Raw genomic sequence first — 16,724 nt, 5'->3', positions numbered from 1 at the left:
GTTAAATCACGACTTCATGCAACGTCTTCACGCTTACCCCGACATCCGCGCGATGTTTCGTCGTCTCCTGATTGCTACCGTCACCGGCGTGCTGGCGGCGCTGGCCGTTGCGGTGTTCCGCCACAGCATGTATCTGCTGGAGTGGCTATTTCTCAGCAACGAAAGCGGAAGTCTGGTGAACGCCGCAGCCGCGTTATCACCCTGGCGGCGGGCGCTGACGCCTGCGCTGGGTGGTCTGGCCGCGGGAATGCTACTGTGGGGATGGCAGCGCATGACGGCACAACGTCCCCACGCCCCCACCGATTATATGGAAGCGCTTGAGACGGGTGACGGCCAGTTTGATTACGGCGCCAGCCTGGTGAAATCCCTCGCGTCGTTGCTGGTGGTCGCCAGCGGCAGCGCCATCGGCCGTGAAGGCGCCATGATCCTGCTTGCTGCCCTCGCCGCCTCCTTTTTTGCACAACGTTGTACGCCGAAATCCGAATGGAAACTGTGGATCGCCTGCGGTGCCGCCGCCGGGATGGCCAGCGCCTATCATGCGCCGCTGGCGGGCAGCCTGTTTATCGCAGAGATCCTGTTTGGCACGCTGATGCTGGCCTCCCTCGGCCCGGTGGTGATTGCTGCTGTAGTGGCCCTGCTGACCACGCGCCTGTTAAGTCCCGGCGCGAATACGCTATATGATGTCCATCTCAGCGAGATGCTTACGGCGGTGGATTATTTCCTGATCGTTGGCGTGGGTCTGCTGGCTGGCGTTTGCGGCCCGCTGCTGATGTGGCTGATGGCGGCCAGCCACAGGCTGTTTCTGCGTCTCAAACTTTCACCGCCGTGGCAGCTGGCGCTGGGTGGTCTGATCGTAGGGCTGCTGTCGCTGCTGACGCCGAAGGTATGGGGGAATGGCTATAGCGTGGTTCAGGCGTTTTTGCAGTCGCCGCCGCTGCTGTCGGTGATTGCTGGCGTCTTTATTTGCAAATTGCTGGCGGTGCTGGCAAGCAGCGGGTCCGGCGCGCCGGGAGGCGTGTTCACGCCAACCTTGTTTGTCGGTATGGCAACGGGAATGCTGTTTGCGCAGATCTTTGCGCTGTGGTTTCCTGGCTCTGAGACGGCGATCCTGCTCGGGCTGGCGGGTATGGCGACGCTGCTCGCCGCCACAACGCATGCGCCAATCATGTCGGCCTTGATGGTATGTGAGATGACCGGGCAGTATTTTTTACTTCCCGGTTTGCTGGTTGCCTGTGTTGTGGCGTCGGTATTGTCGAGAACGCTACGCCACGACTCGATCTACGGCCAGCATACCGCCGAAAGCCGAGAGATCGATGTAGTGCGCTAATTCGCGCTGCTCGGCGCGGGGTAGATAAGGCAGTTCGCCCACCAGCGGGCCAGGCAGCTTTTTGCTCAGCACATCGATGATTTCAGCGTAGTGCGCAAGGCCCGGGTTAATACGGTTCGCCACCCAACCAATCAGCGGCAGGCCGTCATTAGCGATAGCCTGCGCCGTCAGCAAGGCATGGTTGATGCACCCTTCCTGAATGCCCACGACCATAATCACCGGCAACTGCTCCTGCACCACCCATTCGGAAAGGGGACGTAAATCGTTCATCAGGCTGCGCCAGCCGCCGGTCCCTTCAACGACAACGTGGTCAACCTTTTCACTCAGATTTGCCAGGCCATCAGAAAGCAGGCTGTAGTTGATAAGCCCACTGTGAGCGACGCTGCTTTCCTCTTCGCTTAAGGCGATAGGATTAACGGCATCATAAGGCAGTTCCAGAGACGAGACGCTTTGCAGAACCAGGGCATCCTTATTGCGCAGCCCTTCTGGCGTCTCTTTACTGCCTTTTGCAACCGGCTTGTATCCTGCAACGCGTTTACCGCTTGCCGCCAGGGCCTGAAGTAACGCGCGGGATACGACTGTCTTCCCGACAGACGTATCCGTACCAGTAATAAAGAAACGCTTAAGCATGACTCATTCCACCTCTTGGGTATGCTTCAAAAAATATAAACCAGGTAAATAATTCAGTGGGGAAAGTCTACGGGAAGCGTGCGCTACCCGGCTTGAGATAGCGCAATTTTTCGTACATCTCTGGAAAAGAGTTAGCCCTGTAGCAAACGAATCAGTAACGAGCCGTTGTACATCGCATCTTTTACCAGCGCGGCGCCGGCCATCGTACCCTGGTTGGAAAATTGCGTACTTTCGACCACGATGTTTTTACTGTACGCGGGAAGCGCCTGCTGATTGATGCAGGCGGAAATCGCCGGAAAGAGGATATCCGCCGCCTGGCTGAGCGGGGAGCCGATCAGTATTTTTTGCGGGTTAAACAGGTTCACCATAATGGCCAGAATGCGCCCGACATTATTGCCCACGCCGGTAATAATGTCCTTCGCCAGCAGATCGCCCTGCCTTGCCGCAGCGCACAGTGCCTCGACGCTTAACGGTTGACCGTGCAGCGTGGAGCTCATCGACTGGCTGAGCCGCACCTGCGCCAGCTCCAGCACGCTTTCGACGCTGGCAATCGTCTCCAGACAGCCATGGTTACCGCAGTAGCAGCGTTTTCCGTACGGATCGACCTGCGTATGGCCGATCTCCACCAGGCTACTGCTGCCAGCATGCAACAGACGCCCGTCGGTGATCACACCTGCGCCAACGTTATGATCAATCACCACCTGAATTACGTCGCGCGCGCCCCGGGAGGCACCAAACAATGCCTCCGCCATCGTCCAGGCGCTGATATCATGCTGAATGTAGACCGGCACACCGGTGTGGTTTTCCAGCACGTCGCCCAGCGGCATCTCTTTGACGTTTTCATAAAACGGCATGCGGTGAACAATGCCATTTTCGGTATCAATAATTCCCGGCAGGGTGATCGCAATCGCCGTTAAACGTTCAAGACGCTGCTGGTGACGAATAAAGAACTGGTCGATGTGGGTCAGAATGGCATCGAGAAGTGGTTGCTCTGCATTAAGCGGGAGTTCCAGCCGGTCCTCCACCACCAGCTTGCTGCTGAGGTCGCGCAGCGCGAGGAAGATTTCCCCGCGGCTAATCCGCAGCGACAGGTAGTGCCAGGCTTCCGTTTCCACCACCAGCCCTACCGCCGGACGGCCACGGCTGCCCGGCTCCTGAATTTCTGTTTCCTGAACCAGATGGGCTTCCAGCATTTCGCGGACAATCTTGGTAATACTGGCGGGTGCCAGTTGTGCCAGGCGCGAAAGATCGATACGCGAAACCGGACCAAGCTGATCAATCAGGCGATAAACGGCACCCGCGTTGGTCTGCTTGATCTGATCGATATGCCCTAGCTGACTATCAGCAACCACCTCGTACTCCCTTATTTTCGAGCTTCGAAATAAACTGAGGGCTATGGTGAAGCACTTCAATGGCTGACGTCAAATTTTTACTTAGCCATGTGATTTACTGCACATTTTCGCCCACTTTTCCCTATAAATAACGCCCGCGAGAAGCGTTAATTAATTGTTCTTTGAAACGCTGTGCCGCATGGCTCTGTTCATGATGTTTAGACCACACCAGCCACATCTCTGAGACTGCATCCTGCTCGGCTATCTTCACCCAGCGCATTTCCGCCAGTTGTACCCGTTTAAATGAGGCCGGGAGAATCGACACGCCAAGCCCTGCGGCAACGAGACCAATGATCGTCATGGCTTCCCCCACCTCCTGCGCGATAGTTGGGACAAGGCCATATCGCCGCATCAGACCAAGAATATCGTCATACAACCCGGTACCCACCTGTGGGTCAAAAAAGACAAACGGCTCTTTCGCCAGTTCAGCCAGCGAGACGCTGTGCTGCGCGGCGAGCGGATGATCCCGGGGGATCATCGCCATCAGCGGTTCGCGGAGGATCACCTGCCACGCCAGGGTATCAGGCAACTGCGTGTTACGCATCAGCCCCAGGTCGAGCGATCCTTCGTTAAGCGGCGATATCTGCTCCCGGGTATTTATTTCGCGCGTCTGAATATGCACATCCGGAAAGTTACGGCGAAACGAGGATAGCGTTTGTGAAACAGCGCTGATAAAGGGGGCCGATGAGGTAAACCCGATGCGCAGCTCCCCCGTCTCCCCAAGATAAAGCCGTTCCGCTCTGGCGGCGGCGTCCTCCACCATACTCAGGATCTGCCGGCTATCGGCGAGAAACTGTTTTCCCGCCGCCGTCAGGCTCACGCTGCGGTTGGTTCGCGCCAGCAGACGCGCCCCGACCTGCTGCTCCAGGATCTGGATCTGCTGGCTTAGCGGTGGCTGAGAGATATTCAGCCTTGCCGCCGCACGACCAAAATGCAGCTCTTCGGCGACGGCGACAAAATAGCGCAGATGGCGCAGCTCGATATTCATATTTTTAAAGTATCATTTGAGATTATTAATATATTAGACAGAATATTTACATTTTCCTACCCTAATCTTGTGGTCATACCCGTCACCAGAAACCACGGGGATGTTTAAGCAAGGATTATGTGTGAGCCGTACAACGACCGTTGATATCGCGCCGGCCAGCGACATTGATGATTTACCCGCAGCACCGCAGCCGGTTCAGTTTATTAAACGTGGTACCCCCCAGTTTATGCGCGTCACGCTGGCGCTCTTCTCAGCGGGTCTCGCCACTTTCGCCCTGCTCTACTGCGTTCAGCCGATCCTGCCGGTCCTGTCGCATGAATTTGGCGTGTCGCCAGCCAGCAGCAGTATTTCGCTCTCCATTTCAACCGGGATGCTGGCGATCGGTCTGCTGTTCACCGGGCCACTTTCGGATGCCATCGGACGTAAGCAGGTCATGGTAACGGCGTTAATGCTGGCCTCCGTGTGTACCTTGCTGTCCACCATGATGACCAGCTGGCACGGCATTCTGGTCATGCGCGCGCTGATTGGGTTATCCCTCAGCGGCGTGGCGGCGGTCGGGATGACCTATCTCAGCGAGGAGATCCACCCGAGCTTCGTGGCCTTCTCCATGGGGCTATACATTAGCGGGAACTCTATCGGCGGGATGAGCGGACGCCTGCTCAGCGGTGTGTTTACTGATTTCTTTAACTGGCGCATTGCGCTGGCCGTTATCGGCTGCTTCGCCCTCGCTTCGGCGCTGATGTTCTGGAAAATCCTGCCGGAATCGCGCCATTTCCGCCCGACCTCCCTGCGTCCGAAAACGTTATTTATCAACTTTCGTCTGCACTGGCGCGATCAAGGTCTGCCCCGTTTGTTCCTGACCGGTTTCCTGCTGATGGGCTCGTTCGTGACGCTGTTTAATTACATCGGCTATCGTCTGATGCTTTCACCGTGGCATCTTAGTCAGGCATTGGTGGGTTTGCTCTCTGTGGCATATCTCACCGGGACATGGAGTTCGCCAAAAGCGGGCGCCATGACCGCGCGCTTCGGTCGTGGTCCGGTGATGCTGGTTTCCACCGCCGTGATGCTGTTCGGACTGCTGATGACGCTTTTCTCTTCCCTGTGGCTGATTTTTGCCGGAATGCTGCTCTTCTCTGCGGGATTCTTTGCCGCGCATTCCGTTGCCAGCAGCTGGATTGGCCCACGCGCGCGCCGCGCCAAAGGTCAGGCTTCGTCACTGTATCTGTTCAGTTACTATCTCGGTTCCAGCATAGCCGGTACGCTCGGCGGGGTGTTCTGGCATAACTACGGCTGGAACGGCGTGGGCGGATTTATCGCGCTGATGTTGTGCGCGGCGCTGCTGGTGGGCGCGAGCCTGCATAAACGACTGCATTAACATTCAGCCCTCTTCGTGTTTAAATCGAGCCGATGCTAATTTTTGTCATCGGCTGATTCAGACACGAGGACTTCATGAAAAACAATAACTATCAACAACTCACCCGCACCTTCCAGCGCCTCTCCCGCTTCTCGCACCTCTCCTCCATCGCCAGCTGGGACATGTTCACCATGATGCCGCCAGGCGGCAGCGCCGCGCGCGGTGAAGCGCTGGCGGAGATGAGCGTCCTGCAACATCAGATCCTGACCGATAAAAAAGTGGGTGAATGGCTGGCGGCGGCGGCAGACGAAGATCTGAACGACGTTGAGCAGGCCAACCTGCGTGAAATGACGCGCCACTACCAGCAGGCCACTTTACTGCCGGAATCGCTGGTGGAGGCCAAATCGCTGGCGGGCAGCAGGTGTGAACACGCGTGGCGCACTCAGCGTCCGGCCAACGACTGGCAGGGCTTTTCAGCCAACCTGAAAGAGGTGGTGAAACTCAGTCGTGAAGAGGCCCGCCTGCGCGCTGAGGCTAAAGGCTGCACGCCTTACGACGCGCTGCTGGATATCTTTGAACCCGACATGACCAGCGCTCGCCTGGATGTGCTGTTCGGCGATCTGAAGTCCTGGCTGCCGGAGCTGCTGGCAAAGGTTGTGGAAAAACAGGCTCAACGATCGTTCGTTCCGCCACAGGGTCCCTTCCCGACCGCCACGCAGCGCGAGCTGGGCCTGGAAGCGATGAAAATGCTTGGCTTCGATTTTAACGGCGGTCGTCTGGACGTTAGCGCTCACCCGTTCTGCGGCGGCGTGCCGGAAGATGTACGTATCACCACGCGTTACGATGAAGATGAACTGCTCAGCGCGCTTTTCGGCGTGATCCACGAAACCGGACATGCCCGCTACGAACAAAACCTTCCGCGAGCGTGGGCCGGTCAGCCCGTTGCGCTGGCGCGTTCTACGGCGATCCATGAATCCCAGAGCTTGTTCTTTGAAATGCAGCTGGGCCGCAGCGACGCTTTCCTGAAGCATCTGCTTCCGGCGGTTCATGCCCGTTTCGGTAGCCAGGCGGCATTCAGCGAAGAGAATTTTATTGCCTGGAACCAGCGCGTGAAGCCGGGCTACATCCGCGTTGATGCGGATGAAGTGAGCTATCCGGCGCATGTGGTGCTGCGCTATGAGATCGAGCGCGCGCTAATCAATGGCGAAATTGAAGTCGATGATATTCCCGCGTTATGGGATGAGAAAATGCAGGCGTGGCTTGGGTTATCCACCAAAGATAACTACCGCAACGGCTGTATGCAGGATATCCACTGGACCGACGGCGGTTTTGGCTACTTCCCGTCTTACACGCTGGGGGCAATGTATGCGGCACAGCTGTTCCATGCCGCCAAAACTGCGCTGCCCGGGTTGCAGGCATCCATTGCCGGGGGCGATTTCTCGGCGCTGTTTGACTGGCTGCGTCAGAATATCTGGCAGCACGGCAGCCGTTTCAGCACGTCGCAGCTCATCACCCAGGCCACGGGTGAAGATCTGAATATCCGCTACTTCCGCGAACACCTGACGTCCCGCTACCTGTAACCGAACGCGCCGGGGGTCCACCCCGGCGTTGTACATACGGTTACACGCCGATACCAATCACTCACGGAAACCCCGAATTTACAGGGATATAGTTATTTCAACGGCCCCGCAGTGGGGTTAAATGAGAAACCAAATTCGAGGGTATGAAAATGAAAAAAGTATTAGCTCTGGTTGTTGCCGCTGCTATGGGTCTGTCTTCCGCTGCATTCGCGGCTGAAACTACCGCCACCGCAGCGCCTGCGGCATCCACCGCTGCTCCGGCCAAAACGGTTCACCATAAAAAACATCACAAAGCGGCTAAACCAGCGGCAGAACAAAAAGCGCAGGCCGCGAAAAAGCACCATAAAAAAGCGGCAAAACCTGCGGTAGAGCAGAAAGCCCAGGCGGCTAAAAAACATCACAAAAAAGCGGCAAAACACGAAGCGGCTAAACCTGCTGCACAGCCAGCAGCGTAAGAGTACAAGCTTAACCGTGCCCTTCGGGGCACGTTGGTAAACCGGCGCTGAACGGGTTTGCGGTCAGCGCCGTTTTTTTATCCGGAGGGCGTATGCTGCGCTATCGGTTTGAGTTCATTCTTATCCTGCTAATTTTATGCGCGCTCATCGCCAGCCACTTTTATCTTTCCTGAATGTAGCACGCTGATTTTACTCCCACTTTCTCGCCGTCGCGTCTATAGTATTTTCATAGGGTTCACTTTTAATAATCATAATTACCCCCACCAGAGTGTGATATGCGTAAATCTGTTGTGTTGTTACTGGGAACGTTTAGCCTTTTTGCTGGCTTTTCACATGCGGATGATGGCGACGATGACGCCATTAGCGCCAAAGAGGTAAAGACGCTGTTTTTTGGTCATGACGATCGTACGCGTGTCACCGATCCTACCGAATCGCCCTGGGATGCCATCGGGCAACTGGAAACCGCCAGCGGCAATTTATGTACCGCAACCCTCATTACGCCACGCCTTGCGCTGACGGCGGGTCATTGCCTGTTAATGCCGCCTGAAGGCAAACCGGATAAAGCAATCGCCCTGCGCTTTGTGTCGCAAAAAGGAATATGGCGCTACGAAATTCACGGTATTGAGGGGCGTGTGGATCCGTCGCTTGGCAAACGCCTGAAACCGGATGGCGATGGCTGGATTGTGCCGCCCGGGGCGGCCTCCTGGGATTTCGGGCTGATCGTTTTACGTTATCCGCCGTCCGGGATCACCCCGCTGCCGCTCTTTGATGGCGATAAGGCCGCGCTCACCGCCGCCCTGAAAGCCGCCGATCGAAAAGTGACGCAATCAGGTTATCCTGTTGATCACCTCGATTCGCTGTACACCCATACGGACTGCGTGGTGACGGGTTGGGCGCAAAACAGCGTACTGTCGCATCAGTGCGATACGCTACCGGGTGATAGCGGATCGCCCCTGATGTTAAAAACTGATAACGGCTGGCAGCTGATTGGCGTTCAGAGTTCTGCGCCAGCGGCGAAAGACCGCTGGCGCGCAGATAACCGGGCGTTGTCGGTGACCGGTTTTCGCGACCGGCTGGAAGCCCTGGCGCAGCAGTAGGTCACTCAGGCCAGTTTAATCATGATCATGCCGGCGAGCAGTAATACCAGCCCTATCCAGCCTTTATTGTTTAAACGCTGCCCGAACATAATCCAGCCTGCCGCCAGGGTGGCGGCAATACCGAAGCCCCCCCACAGCGCATAGGCCACGGACAGATCGATGCCTTTCACCGCCTGTGACAGGGCGCTAAACGCCCCCAGAACCGCGGCAATCGATAACAGGCCGTAGGCTTTGCGACGAAAACCGTCGGAGAACTTCAGAAAGACGTTGGCAATAATTTCCAGAACGATGGCGAAAGCCAGCCAGGCCGCGTGGATCCATTCAAACTGCTGCATGGGTCTGCTCCTTCTGCTGTTTTGCCGGTTTGCGTGTACCCGATTTAATCAGCACGATACCTGCGACCAGGGTCGTCAGCCCGGCAATTTTCATTGTCGTCAGGGTTTCATCAAATAACATGACGCTAAACAGCGTAATCAATAAAATACCAATACCTTCCCACAATGCGTATGCCACGCCCAGCGCGATTTTTTTAACCGCAAAAGAGAGGAAAATATAGGAAAGCGTAATCATGACCAGCATCAAAATAAAACCGGTGCTGCCATCACTCACGCTTGCCCATTTCATCGACAAGGTGCCGGTAATTTCAGCGACGATCGCCAGAGCTAATAAAATCCAGTAAAACATGTTTTTTCTCCTGCTTGAGAATATAATCCATCGAGGCTCGCTGCGGACAGCAAACCAAAAAATTGGGAATTAAATCAGTTAGCTAAGCGCATAGCGCCAGCTCAGGCAGAAGACGTGACTATAGCGCGGAACGCCAGTGTTGCTCACCAGAAAGCAGGCAGAGGGAGGTTGAAAACAGAGCAGAGTTGTTTGAAAAATACGTCCTGAACAAATTGTCCATAAAATTACAATTATCCGCGGTGTTGCTTCTCGTCTTTGCGGATGAAAATTGTCCTCGGTAGTTGAACACGCCTGATTTGTATCATAAGCCAGGAATTTACTCAAAGCCTTTTCATTTCTTTACCCAGTCTGTTTGATTTTGGTTAGTTTTTTTAATCCGCTTTCCCCTCTATTATAAATAAAAAACTGTTCAGGAACGTCCATGGCCAAACCTATTATCACCCTCAACGGGCTTAAGATCGTCATCATGCTGGGCATGCTGGTGATCATTCTGACCGGCGTTCGTTTTGCGGCCGATATCATCGTGCCTTTTATCCTGGCGCTTTTTATCGCGGTGATCCTCAATCCACTGGTGCAGCGAATGGTGCGGCTGCGCATCCCGCGTGTGCTGGCGATAAGCCTGCTTATCAGTATTATTATCGTTGCGATGGTGCTGTTAGTCGCCTATCTGGGAACCTCCCTGAACGAGCTGGCGCGGACGCTACCGACATACCGCTCTTCCCTGGCGACCCCGCTGCTGCAAATTGAACCCTGGCTGCAACGCGCGGGTATCGAAGTCTCGGTTGAGGAACTGCTTAAATACATCGATCCGAATGCCGCCATGACGATTGTCACCAGCCTGCTGGCACAACTCTCCAACGCCATGACCTCGATTTTCCTGCTGTTCCTGACGGTTGTGTTTATGCTGCTGGAAGTTCCACAGCTGCCTGCAAAGCTCCAGCACATCATGGTGCGTCCGGTAGAGGGAATGGGCGCCATTCAGCGCGCGCTCGACAGCGTTTCACGCTATCTGGTGCTGAAAACGGCCATCAGCCTGGTGACGGGATTAGTGGTCTGGGGGATGCTCGCCGCGCTGGATGTGCGTTTTGCCTTTGTCTGGGGGCTGCTGGCCTTTGCGCTCAACTATATTCCTAACATCGGCTCCGTGCTGGCGGCGATCCCCCCTATCCTTCAGGTGCTGGTTTTCAGCGGTTTGTATGATGCCCTGATTCTGCTGGCAGGCTATCTGGTGATTAACCTTGTCTTCGGGAACATTCTCGAACCACGGATAATGGGACGCGGGCTGGGGCTTTCAACCCTTGTTGTGTTCCTGTCCCTGATTTTCTGGGGCTGGCTGCTCGGGCCTGTCGGCATGCTGCTCTCCGTTCCACTGACAATTATTGTCAAAATTGGCCTGGAGCAGACCGCCGGTGGACAAAGTATCGCTGTACTGCTGAGCGACATGAGCCATAAGGCCGACTAATTGTCCATCGACAGCATGGGCTTGCCCGTTCTTCCCGCTTCGCGATAGTTGCCTACTGCCCGCTGCCATTCCGACAGCGGGTAGAGGGTGACATCGCTGCACTGGCTGGCGCGCAGTTTAGGCCAGATGCGCCGAAACTCCGCCTGCCACGCCTCAGCGCTCAGCGCGTCCAGATAGTTACGAATGTGAAACCACGCCACGCGCGGCAACGGCCGCTGCTGCCGGAAGGTCTGCCCGGAGAGTAGCCCGTAGCAGACAAAGGTGCCGGTTTCGGGCATCACGCTCAGGATCGTCTCCGCCAGACTGCCGCCCGTGGCGTCGTACACCACCTCCGCTTGCGCGGCGGCAGCGTTGACGGCGGTCGTATCATGTTGCGCAATCGGGACGATCCCCATTTCAGCCAGACGTTGAGCGTGCACGGGCGAACGATGGATCCCGTAAACCGCCTCCGCACCCGCCTGGCGTGCCCATTGCCCGAGCAGAACGGCGCAGTCAGAACCGGCAGCGGTGAGCAGCACCGTTTTCCCGACCGGAGGATAGCGGTCCAGCATCATCTGTGCGGCAAGCGGGTTGATATACGCCCGCGCGGCAAGTAGCGAGTCGACGTCGTCCGGGACGGGAACCGCATACGCCGCCGGGCAGTCGACATAGCGCTGCCAGGTTCCCTGCCCCCGTAACGGCAGGACCCGCTTGCCCAGCAGCGCCGGATAAGCGGCGGGCGTTTCGGTCACTATTCCGACCCCTTCATAACCGGCTATCGCAGGCAGCGGCGTGCGATGGCGATATGCTCCGGTGATGGGGATGAGATCGGAGGCGTTCACCGGGGAAAAAAGCATGCGCACACGTATCTCTCCCGGCTGTCGCGGCGACAATGGTGTGGTTTCCGCTTGCAGTACCGATTCAGGCTCACCAAACCGGCGATACCAGAGGGCCAGATTAAGCATTGCGATCGCGCCATCCCATTTCCGGTGCGACATGTTTCAGGATGGACTCGATCACATGTGCGTTGTATTCCACGCCCAGCTGATTCGGCACGGTAAGTAACAGCGTATCCGCTTCCGCGATCGCTTCATCCTTTTTCAACTGTTCAATCAGCTTGTCTGGCTCTGCGGCATAGCTGCGTCCGAAAATGGCCCGCGTTTTCTCATCCAGATAGCCCACGCTGTCGCTCTCATTGCGGCTTGAGCCGAAATACATCCGGTCGCGATCGTCCATCAGGGCAAAAATACTGCGGCTGACCGAAACGCGTGGCTGACGGGTATGCCCTGCCTCAGCCCAGGCCTGTCGGTAGGCACGGATCTGTTTTGCCTGCTGAATATGGAACGGCTCGCCGGTTTCATCATCTTTCAGCGTTGAGCTTTGCAGGTTCATCCCCAGTGTTGCCGCCCATACTGCCGTTGCATTAGAGCCAGCCCCCCACCAGATACGATCGCGTAAGCCTTCTGAATGCGGCTCCAGACGCAACAATCCCGGCGGGTTTGGGAACATCGGCTGTGGGTTAGGCTTTGCAAACCCTTCACCGCGTAATACATCAAGCAGTACCTCAGTGTGGCGGCGCGCCATATCAGATTCGTTTTCCCCTTCCTGCGGCACGTAACCAAAATAACGCCAGCCATCAATCACCTGCTCCGGGGAACCCCGGCTGATACCAAGCTGTAATCGCCCGCCGGAGATGAGATCTGCCGCGCCAGCATCTTCCGCCATATACAGCGGATTTTCATACCGCATGTCGATCACGCCCGTCCCGATTTCGATGCGTTTGGTTTTCGCGCCTATTGCCGCCAGCAAGGGGAATGGCGAACTGAGCTGGCGGGCAAAGTGATGCACACGGAAATAAGCCCCGTCCGCGCCCAGCTCTTCGGCAGCGACCGCCAGATCGATGGACTGTAGCAGCGTGTCAGCCGCGGTTCGCGTGCCGGACTGAGGTGACGGCGTCCAGTGACCAAACGACAAAAATCCGATCTTTTTCATAGTGGAGTATCCTGATAAAGCATTGCGTTATCCCTACTCTACGCATTAACGGATGAGAATAAATGGTGATTATTTAACGGAATGCTTCAAATAAACTGACAGAAATACGCAAATCGCACGCTGCCTTCCCGCAGAGGAGGCATTCTCCTGACATCTCATAATGGGATATAGTGTGAACTATTCTCTTTTTAACAGGTAACATCAGCAATGGCTCTGATCCCCAAAAACTACGCACGGCTGGAAAGCGGCTACCGTGAAAAAGCGCTAAAAATCTACCCCTGGGTTTGTGGACGCTGCTCGCGTGAGTTTGTTTATTCAAATCTTCGTGAACTCACGGTTCACCATATCGACCACGATCACACCAATAACCCGGAAGATGGCAGTAACTGGGAGCTGTTGTGCCTGTTTTGTCACGATCACGAACACTCAAAGTACACCGAAGCGGATCAGTATGGCACCACCGTTGTCGCGGGTGAGGATGCGCAAAAAGACGTGGGTGTCGCCACGTTTAACCCCTTTGCCGATCTCAAGGCGATGATGAACAAGAAGAAGTAATATCGACGGCTTCACTGCCCATACCTGTCGTATGGGCAGTCAGAAAGCCACATATGTTGTATTCCAGTCACAGGTTGAACAATGACACGGCTTTAATATCTGCCTCAGGGTTCACGCGTTTTACTGCCTCTAAAAACGCAGCGAAGTTTTGATTAAACACCGTCAGATTATTATAAAATTGCACCTGTTTTTCACGGGTTCCCTCAAGATAACTCACAGACCAGATCCGCCTGTTATTTATCACTATCGAGCCTGGTTTAATTTTTATGATAGTCGCCAGCTCAATTTTACGGGTGCTGCTCTTTATAACCTCGTATAAATACTGCTCATCATAAAAGTAGGTTTTACCTGACGAGCCGCCAAACCAGACAGGATGGGTTGAGATTTTTTTCATTCCCCGGCTATCGGCAACGATGCGCGTTGGATGCCGAATACGCCTGACGAAAAAGCGTATCAGCATAATCAGTGCCACAAAAGACAGCACCACAAAAAGAACGTTAATGCTCTCCCGCATATTTCGTTACCTGACATGCATAGTTATAAGTGAAGAAGTATACCCAAATAGTCTGGTCGTGATAATTATCCTTCTACGCCCGTACGCCATGATGCCTTGTTACCCTTGATCTTTGCTATCGATATACAATACTGTATATAAATACAGTATTAATTGACGGTGATCATCATGCAGTTTTTCACGCCATCAGAGCGACGCCGGAGCGTGGCCCTTCCCCTATTCAATGACCCTGTTCCTTACGTTCTGAATGAACGTATAAGCGCGCCCACGAAGGCTCGCGGCGTAGTGACCTGTATCGCGACATCTGCGAGCTGACCATGTTTGCACTGTGTGATGTGAACGCTTTCTATGCTTCCTGTGAAACGGTTTTTCGCCCGGACCTGAAGGGACGACCGGTGGTCGTGTTGTCCAATAACGATGGGTGCGTCATCTCTCGCTCCGCTGAAGCCAAACCCTTTGTGAAAATGGGTGAACCGTACTTCAAACAGAAAGATCTCTTCAGGCATCATGGCGTGGTTTGTTTCAGCAGTAATTATGAACTTTACGCGGATATGTCCAACCGGGTAATGAACACGCTTGAAGAGATGTCGCCTCGTAGCGAAATATACTCAATTGATGAGATCTTTTGCGATCTTACCGGCGTGCGTAATTGTCGCGATCTTTCCGACTTTGGGCATGAAATGAGAGCGACCGTACTGCAACGCACCCATCTGACCGTCGGAGTGGGCATCGCACCCACAAAGACGCTGGCGAAACTGGCAAATCACGCGGCGAAACGCTGGCAGCGCCAGACGGGAGGCGTTGTTGATTTATCCAATGTGGATCGTCAGAGAAAGCTGATGGCGGCGCTACCCGTCGAAGACGTTTGGGGTGTAGGACGTCGCATAGCGAAGAAGCTTGAGATGATGGGGATTAAGACCGTCCTGCAACTGGCAGACACCGATATCCGGTTCATAAGAAAACATTTCAATGTCGTGCTGGAGAGAACGGTGCGTGAATTACGGGGCGAATCGTGTCTTGAACTGGAAGAGTTTGCCCCGGTAAAGCAAGAAATCGTCTGTTCGCGCTCGTTTGGCGAACGCCTCACCGAATATGACGATGTACGCCAGGCCATCTGTAGTTATGCCGCCCGGGCAGCAGAAAAACTTCGCAATGAGCATCAGCATTGCCGCTTTATCTCCGTATTTGTTAAAACCTCGCCCTTCGCGCTTAAGGAGCCATATTATGGCAATAGCGCGTCGGTAAAACTGCTCACCCCAACCCAGGATAGCCGGGATATTATCGGCGCATCAGTTCGTTGTCTGGATGCGGTCTGGAAGAACGGCCATCGGTACCAGAAAGCCGGAGTGATGCTGGGAGATTTTTATAGCCAGGGCGTCGCGCAACTTAATCTGTTTGACGACAACGCACCCAGGAAAAACAGCCAAAAGTTAATGGATGTATTAGACCATCTGAATGCTGAAAATGGCCGTGGCACGCTTTACTTCGCGGGACAGGGTATACAGCAGCCGTGGCAGATGAAACGGGAAATGCTTTCACCCCGCTACACCACCCGCTTTGAGGATCTCCTCACTGTTAAGTGATATTAACAATTGCTGCTAAGTTGTAATTTTCCCCTTGCCGGACCGGACAAATCGGTTATCGTGCCAGGCAACTTTCGCAGCAATAAAAGACAGTGGGATGCGCTATGGCGATTTTTGATGGTCACAATGACCTGTTGCTTAATTTATGGCTTCACCATCGCCAGGATCCGGTAACGGCCTTCTTCTCCGGCATTGAGAACGGACACCTCGATTATCCACGCATGCAGCAAGGCGGATTTTCCGGCGGGCTGTTCGCGCTGTTCGTGCCGCCGCAGGAGTATATCGCCCGCATGGCGCCACAATACGCCAGCGAGCCGTGGCAGCCGGTCGACATTCTCTGGCAGCAGCTGACGATCCTTAAGCAGCTTGTCGCCCACTCCGATGGCCGGGCACGATTGTGCCTGAGCGCGGCGGATATCGAACGCTGCCGTCAGGATAAAGTGCTGGCGATGGTGGCGCATATTGAGGGCGCGGGCGGTTTTGACGGCGAGGGAGGCGATCTACAGGCTTTTTATGCCGCCGGGGTGCGCAGCATTGGGCCTTTCTGGAACATTGCTAACCGTTTTGGCACCGGCGTTAATGGGGCGTTTCCCGGCAGCCCGGACAGCGGCCCAGGGCTTACCGCTGAGGGTATCGCCCTCATTAAGCACGCTAACGCCCTGAACATGCTGATTGACGTTTCGCATATGAATGAAAAAGCGTTCTGGGATACCGCTCGTCATTCCTCTTCACCGCTGGTCGCCACCCATTCCAACGCCCATACGCTGTGCCCGCAACCGCGCAATCTGACCGATCGGCAGCTGCTGGCTATCCGCGACAGCGGCGGCGTGGCAGGCATCAATTTCGGCAACGCGTTTTTGCGCGCCGACGGTAAACGCGATAGCGATACCCCGCTGAGTACGATTGTTCGCCATATCGACTATCTTATTAACATCATGGGTGACGATCATGTCGCGCTGGGCTCCGATTTTGACGGCATTACGTTGCCTGATGACTTACACGATGTGAGTGGTTTACCGCGGCTAATCAGCGCGTTGCGTGACAGCGGCTATGATCAATTTGTGCTGAATAAGCTGCTGTGGGGCAACTGGCAAAAGGTATTGCAAAATGTTTGGCAACAATAGGTTACGTTG

General features: G+C 55.1%; 19 protein-coding genes. 10 read left to right on the top strand and 9 right to left on the bottom strand.

The window, feature by feature from the left end; genetic code table 11:
* Positions 1 to 16: 16 nt before the first annotated feature.
* Complete coding sequence (gene clcB, locus ACOTY5_RS05810; protein ID WP_023296525.1) at positions 17 to 1,327, top strand: voltage-gated ClC-type chloride channel ClcB; 1,311 nt, start codon at positions 17 to 19, stop codon at positions 1,325 to 1,327.
* Here the strand turns inward: clcB and bioD are convergent.
* The 3 genes from bioD to ACOTY5_RS05795 form a co-directional block, all read right to left on the bottom strand.
* Positions 1,262 to 1,957, bottom strand: coding sequence for a dethiobiotin synthase (bioD, locus tag ACOTY5_RS05805; protein WP_015570628.1), 696 nt, complete (start codon positions 1,955 to 1,957; stop codon positions 1,262 to 1,264). The two genes, clcB and bioD, sit on opposite strands and share 66 nt — an antisense overlap.
* 131 nt (positions 1,958 to 2,088) lie before the next feature.
* On the bottom strand, positions 2,089 to 3,309 hold the full coding sequence (gene mlc, locus ACOTY5_RS05800) for a sugar metabolism global transcriptional regulator Mlc (protein ID WP_045142517.1): 1,221 nt from the start codon (positions 3,307 to 3,309) through the stop codon (positions 2,089 to 2,091).
* Between the two features lie 121 nt (positions 3,310 to 3,430).
* Positions 3,431 to 4,336, bottom strand: coding sequence for a LysR family transcriptional regulator (locus ACOTY5_RS05795; RefSeq protein ID WP_045142518.1), 906 nt, complete (start codon positions 4,334 to 4,336; stop codon positions 3,431 to 3,433).
* Positions 4,337 to 4,457: 121 nt separating this feature from the next.
* Here ACOTY5_RS05795 and ACOTY5_RS05790 point away from each other — a divergent pair, with 121 nt between their 5' ends.
* From ACOTY5_RS05790 to ACOTY5_RS05770, 5 genes are all read left to right on the top strand, one after another.
* The gene (locus tag ACOTY5_RS05790; RefSeq protein WP_017384556.1) at positions 4,458 to 5,711 is read left to right on the top strand and encodes an MFS transporter; all 1,254 of its coding nucleotides are present in this window, start codon (positions 4,458 to 4,460) and stop codon (positions 5,709 to 5,711) included.
* Positions 5,712 to 5,785: 74 nt separating this feature from the next.
* Positions 5,786 to 7,270, top strand: coding sequence for a carboxypeptidase M32 (locus ACOTY5_RS05785; protein ID WP_015570631.1), 1,485 nt, complete (start codon positions 5,786 to 5,788; stop codon positions 7,268 to 7,270).
* 149 nt (positions 7,271 to 7,419) lie between these two features.
* Positions 7,420 to 7,725: an acid resistance repetitive basic protein Asr gene (gene asr, locus ACOTY5_RS05780; RefSeq protein WP_003857459.1), complete on the top strand. Its 306-nt coding sequence runs from the start codon at positions 7,420 to 7,422 to the stop codon at positions 7,723 to 7,725.
* A 92-nt stretch (positions 7,726 to 7,817) separates the two neighbouring features.
* Positions 7,818 to 7,898 (top strand): hypothetical protein, encoded by an 81-nt coding sequence (locus ACOTY5_RS05775; protein WP_108720693.1) that lies wholly within the window; start codon positions 7,818 to 7,820, stop codon positions 7,896 to 7,898.
* A 102-nt stretch (positions 7,899 to 8,000) separates the two neighbouring features.
* Positions 8,001 to 8,822, top strand: coding sequence for a trypsin-like serine peptidase (locus ACOTY5_RS05770; protein WP_003857461.1), 822 nt, complete (start codon positions 8,001 to 8,003; stop codon positions 8,820 to 8,822).
* A 5-nt stretch (positions 8,823 to 8,827) separates the two neighbouring features.
* Here ACOTY5_RS05770 and mdtI read toward each other — a convergent pair whose 3' ends face one another.
* From mdtI to ACOTY5_RS05755, 3 genes are all read right to left on the bottom strand, one after another.
* Complete coding sequence (gene mdtI, locus ACOTY5_RS05765; protein WP_003857463.1) at positions 8,828 to 9,157, bottom strand: multidrug/spermidine efflux SMR transporter subunit MdtI; 330 nt, start codon at positions 9,155 to 9,157, stop codon at positions 8,828 to 8,830.
* Positions 9,144 to 9,506: a multidrug/spermidine efflux SMR transporter subunit MdtJ gene (gene mdtJ / locus ACOTY5_RS05760; RefSeq protein ID WP_015570633.1), complete on the bottom strand. Its 363-nt coding sequence runs from the start codon at positions 9,504 to 9,506 to the stop codon at positions 9,144 to 9,146. The genes mdtI and mdtJ overlap by 14 nt, the downstream gene beginning before the upstream one ends.
* Positions 9,507 to 9,624: 118 nt before the next feature.
* Positions 9,625 to 9,795 carry a hypothetical protein gene (locus tag ACOTY5_RS05755; RefSeq protein WP_006808891.1) on the bottom strand — a complete coding sequence of 57 codons (171 nt, stop codon included), beginning with the start codon at positions 9,793 to 9,795 and terminating at the stop codon, positions 9,625 to 9,627.
* 132 nt (positions 9,796 to 9,927) lie between these two features.
* Between ACOTY5_RS05755 and ACOTY5_RS05750 the strand changes: the two genes are divergently transcribed.
* A complete protein-coding gene (locus tag ACOTY5_RS05750; RefSeq protein WP_003857467.1) occupies positions 9,928 to 10,968 on the top strand; it encodes an AI-2E family transporter in 1,041 nt (346 codons plus the stop codon).
* Here the strand turns inward: ACOTY5_RS05750 and ACOTY5_RS05745 are convergent.
* Both ACOTY5_RS05745 and ACOTY5_RS05740 read right to left on the bottom strand, forming a co-directional pair.
* Positions 10,965 to 11,912 carry a zinc-dependent alcohol dehydrogenase family protein gene (locus ACOTY5_RS05745; protein ID WP_017384558.1) on the bottom strand — a complete coding sequence of 316 codons (948 nt, stop codon included), beginning with the start codon at positions 11,910 to 11,912 and terminating at the stop codon, positions 10,965 to 10,967. The two genes, ACOTY5_RS05750 and ACOTY5_RS05745, sit on opposite strands and share 4 nt — an antisense overlap.
* Positions 11,905 to 12,939, bottom strand: a complete 1,035-nt coding sequence (locus tag ACOTY5_RS05740) for an LLM class flavin-dependent oxidoreductase (protein WP_017384559.1) — start codon at positions 12,937 to 12,939, stop codon at positions 11,905 to 11,907. The genes ACOTY5_RS05745 and ACOTY5_RS05740 overlap by 8 nt, the downstream gene beginning before the upstream one ends.
* Positions 12,940 to 13,146: 207 nt before the next feature.
* Here ACOTY5_RS05740 and yajD point away from each other — a divergent pair, with 207 nt between their 5' ends.
* Entirely contained in the window at positions 13,147 to 13,494 is a 348-nt protein-coding gene (yajD, locus tag ACOTY5_RS05735; protein WP_006808895.1) for an HNH nuclease YajD, read from the top strand.
* Positions 13,495 to 13,561: 67 nt separating this feature from the next.
* Here yajD and ACOTY5_RS05730 read toward each other — a convergent pair whose 3' ends face one another.
* A complete protein-coding gene (locus ACOTY5_RS05730) occupies positions 13,562 to 14,008 on the bottom strand; it encodes a hypothetical protein (protein ID WP_023303649.1) in 447 nt (148 codons plus the stop codon).
* 317 nt (positions 14,009 to 14,325) lie between these two features.
* Here ACOTY5_RS05730 and ACOTY5_RS05725 point away from each other — a divergent pair, with 317 nt between their 5' ends.
* Together ACOTY5_RS05725 and ACOTY5_RS05720 are read left to right on the top strand one after the other, a co-directional pair.
* Positions 14,326 to 15,591 carry a Y-family DNA polymerase gene (locus tag ACOTY5_RS05725; protein WP_045142519.1) on the top strand — a complete coding sequence of 422 codons (1,266 nt, stop codon included), beginning with the start codon at positions 14,326 to 14,328 and terminating at the stop codon, positions 15,589 to 15,591.
* A gap of 104 nt (positions 15,592 to 15,695) precedes the next feature.
* Positions 15,696 to 16,715 carry a dipeptidase gene (locus ACOTY5_RS05720; RefSeq protein WP_045142520.1) on the top strand — a complete coding sequence of 340 codons (1,020 nt, stop codon included), beginning with the start codon at positions 15,696 to 15,698 and terminating at the stop codon, positions 16,713 to 16,715.
* Positions 16,716 to 16,724 lie beyond the last annotated feature (9 nt).

The organism is Enterobacter cloacae complex sp. SHL018, assembly GCF_049237905.1.
Classification (GTDB): Bacteria; Pseudomonadota; Gammaproteobacteria; order Enterobacterales; family Enterobacteriaceae; genus Enterobacter; species Enterobacter hormaechei_C.
The sequence above is the reverse complement of the archived record's forward strand: the minus strand, read 5'-3'. Positions and strand labels throughout refer to the sequence as shown.

Bases quoted from the DNA above. Each gene is read 5' to 3' on its own strand.
- ACOTY5_RS05720 (WP_045142520.1), top strand. From the start codon at position 15,696: ATGGCGATTTTTGATGGTCACAATGACCTGTTGCTTAATTTATGGCTT.
- mdtJ (WP_015570633.1), bottom strand. From the start codon at position 9,506: ATGTTTTACTGGATTTTATTAGCTCTGGCGATCGTCGCTGAAATTACC.
- ACOTY5_RS05770 (WP_003857461.1), top strand. From the start codon at position 8,001: ATGCGTAAATCTGTTGTGTTGTTACTGGGAACGTTTAGCCTTTTTGCT.
- clcB (WP_023296525.1), top strand. From the start codon at position 17: ATGCAACGTCTTCACGCTTACCCCGACATCCGCGCGATGTTTCGTCGT.
- bioD (WP_015570628.1), bottom strand. From the start codon at position 1,957: ATGCTTAAGCGTTTCTTTATTACTGGTACGGATACGTCTGTCGGGAAG.
- ACOTY5_RS05745 (WP_017384558.1), bottom strand. From the start codon at position 11,912: ATGCTTAATCTGGCCCTCTGGTATCGCCGGTTTGGTGAGCCTGAATCG.
- ACOTY5_RS05785 (WP_015570631.1), top strand. From the start codon at position 5,786: ATGAAAAACAATAACTATCAACAACTCACCCGCACCTTCCAGCGCCTC.
- ACOTY5_RS05795 (WP_045142518.1), bottom strand. From the start codon at position 4,336: ATGAATATCGAGCTGCGCCATCTGCGCTATTTTGTCGCCGTCGCCGAA.
- yajD (WP_006808895.1), top strand. From the start codon at position 13,147: ATGGCTCTGATCCCCAAAAACTACGCACGGCTGGAAAGCGGCTACCGT.
- asr (WP_003857459.1), top strand. From the start codon at position 7,420: ATGAAAAAAGTATTAGCTCTGGTTGTTGCCGCTGCTATGGGTCTGTCT.
- ACOTY5_RS05775 (WP_108720693.1), top strand. From the start codon at position 7,818: ATGCTGCGCTATCGGTTTGAGTTCATTCTTATCCTGCTAATTTTATGC.
- ACOTY5_RS05750 (WP_003857467.1), top strand. From the start codon at position 9,928: ATGGCCAAACCTATTATCACCCTCAACGGGCTTAAGATCGTCATCATG.
- ACOTY5_RS05730 (WP_023303649.1), bottom strand. From the start codon at position 14,008: ATGCGGGAGAGCATTAACGTTCTTTTTGTGGTGCTGTCTTTTGTGGCA.
- ACOTY5_RS05740 (WP_017384559.1), bottom strand. From the start codon at position 12,939: ATGAAAAAGATCGGATTTTTGTCGTTTGGTCACTGGACGCCGTCACCT.
- ACOTY5_RS05725 (WP_045142519.1), top strand. From the start codon at position 14,326: ATGTTTGCACTGTGTGATGTGAACGCTTTCTATGCTTCCTGTGAAACG.
- mdtI (WP_003857463.1), bottom strand. From the start codon at position 9,157: ATGCAGCAGTTTGAATGGATCCACGCGGCCTGGCTGGCTTTCGCCATC.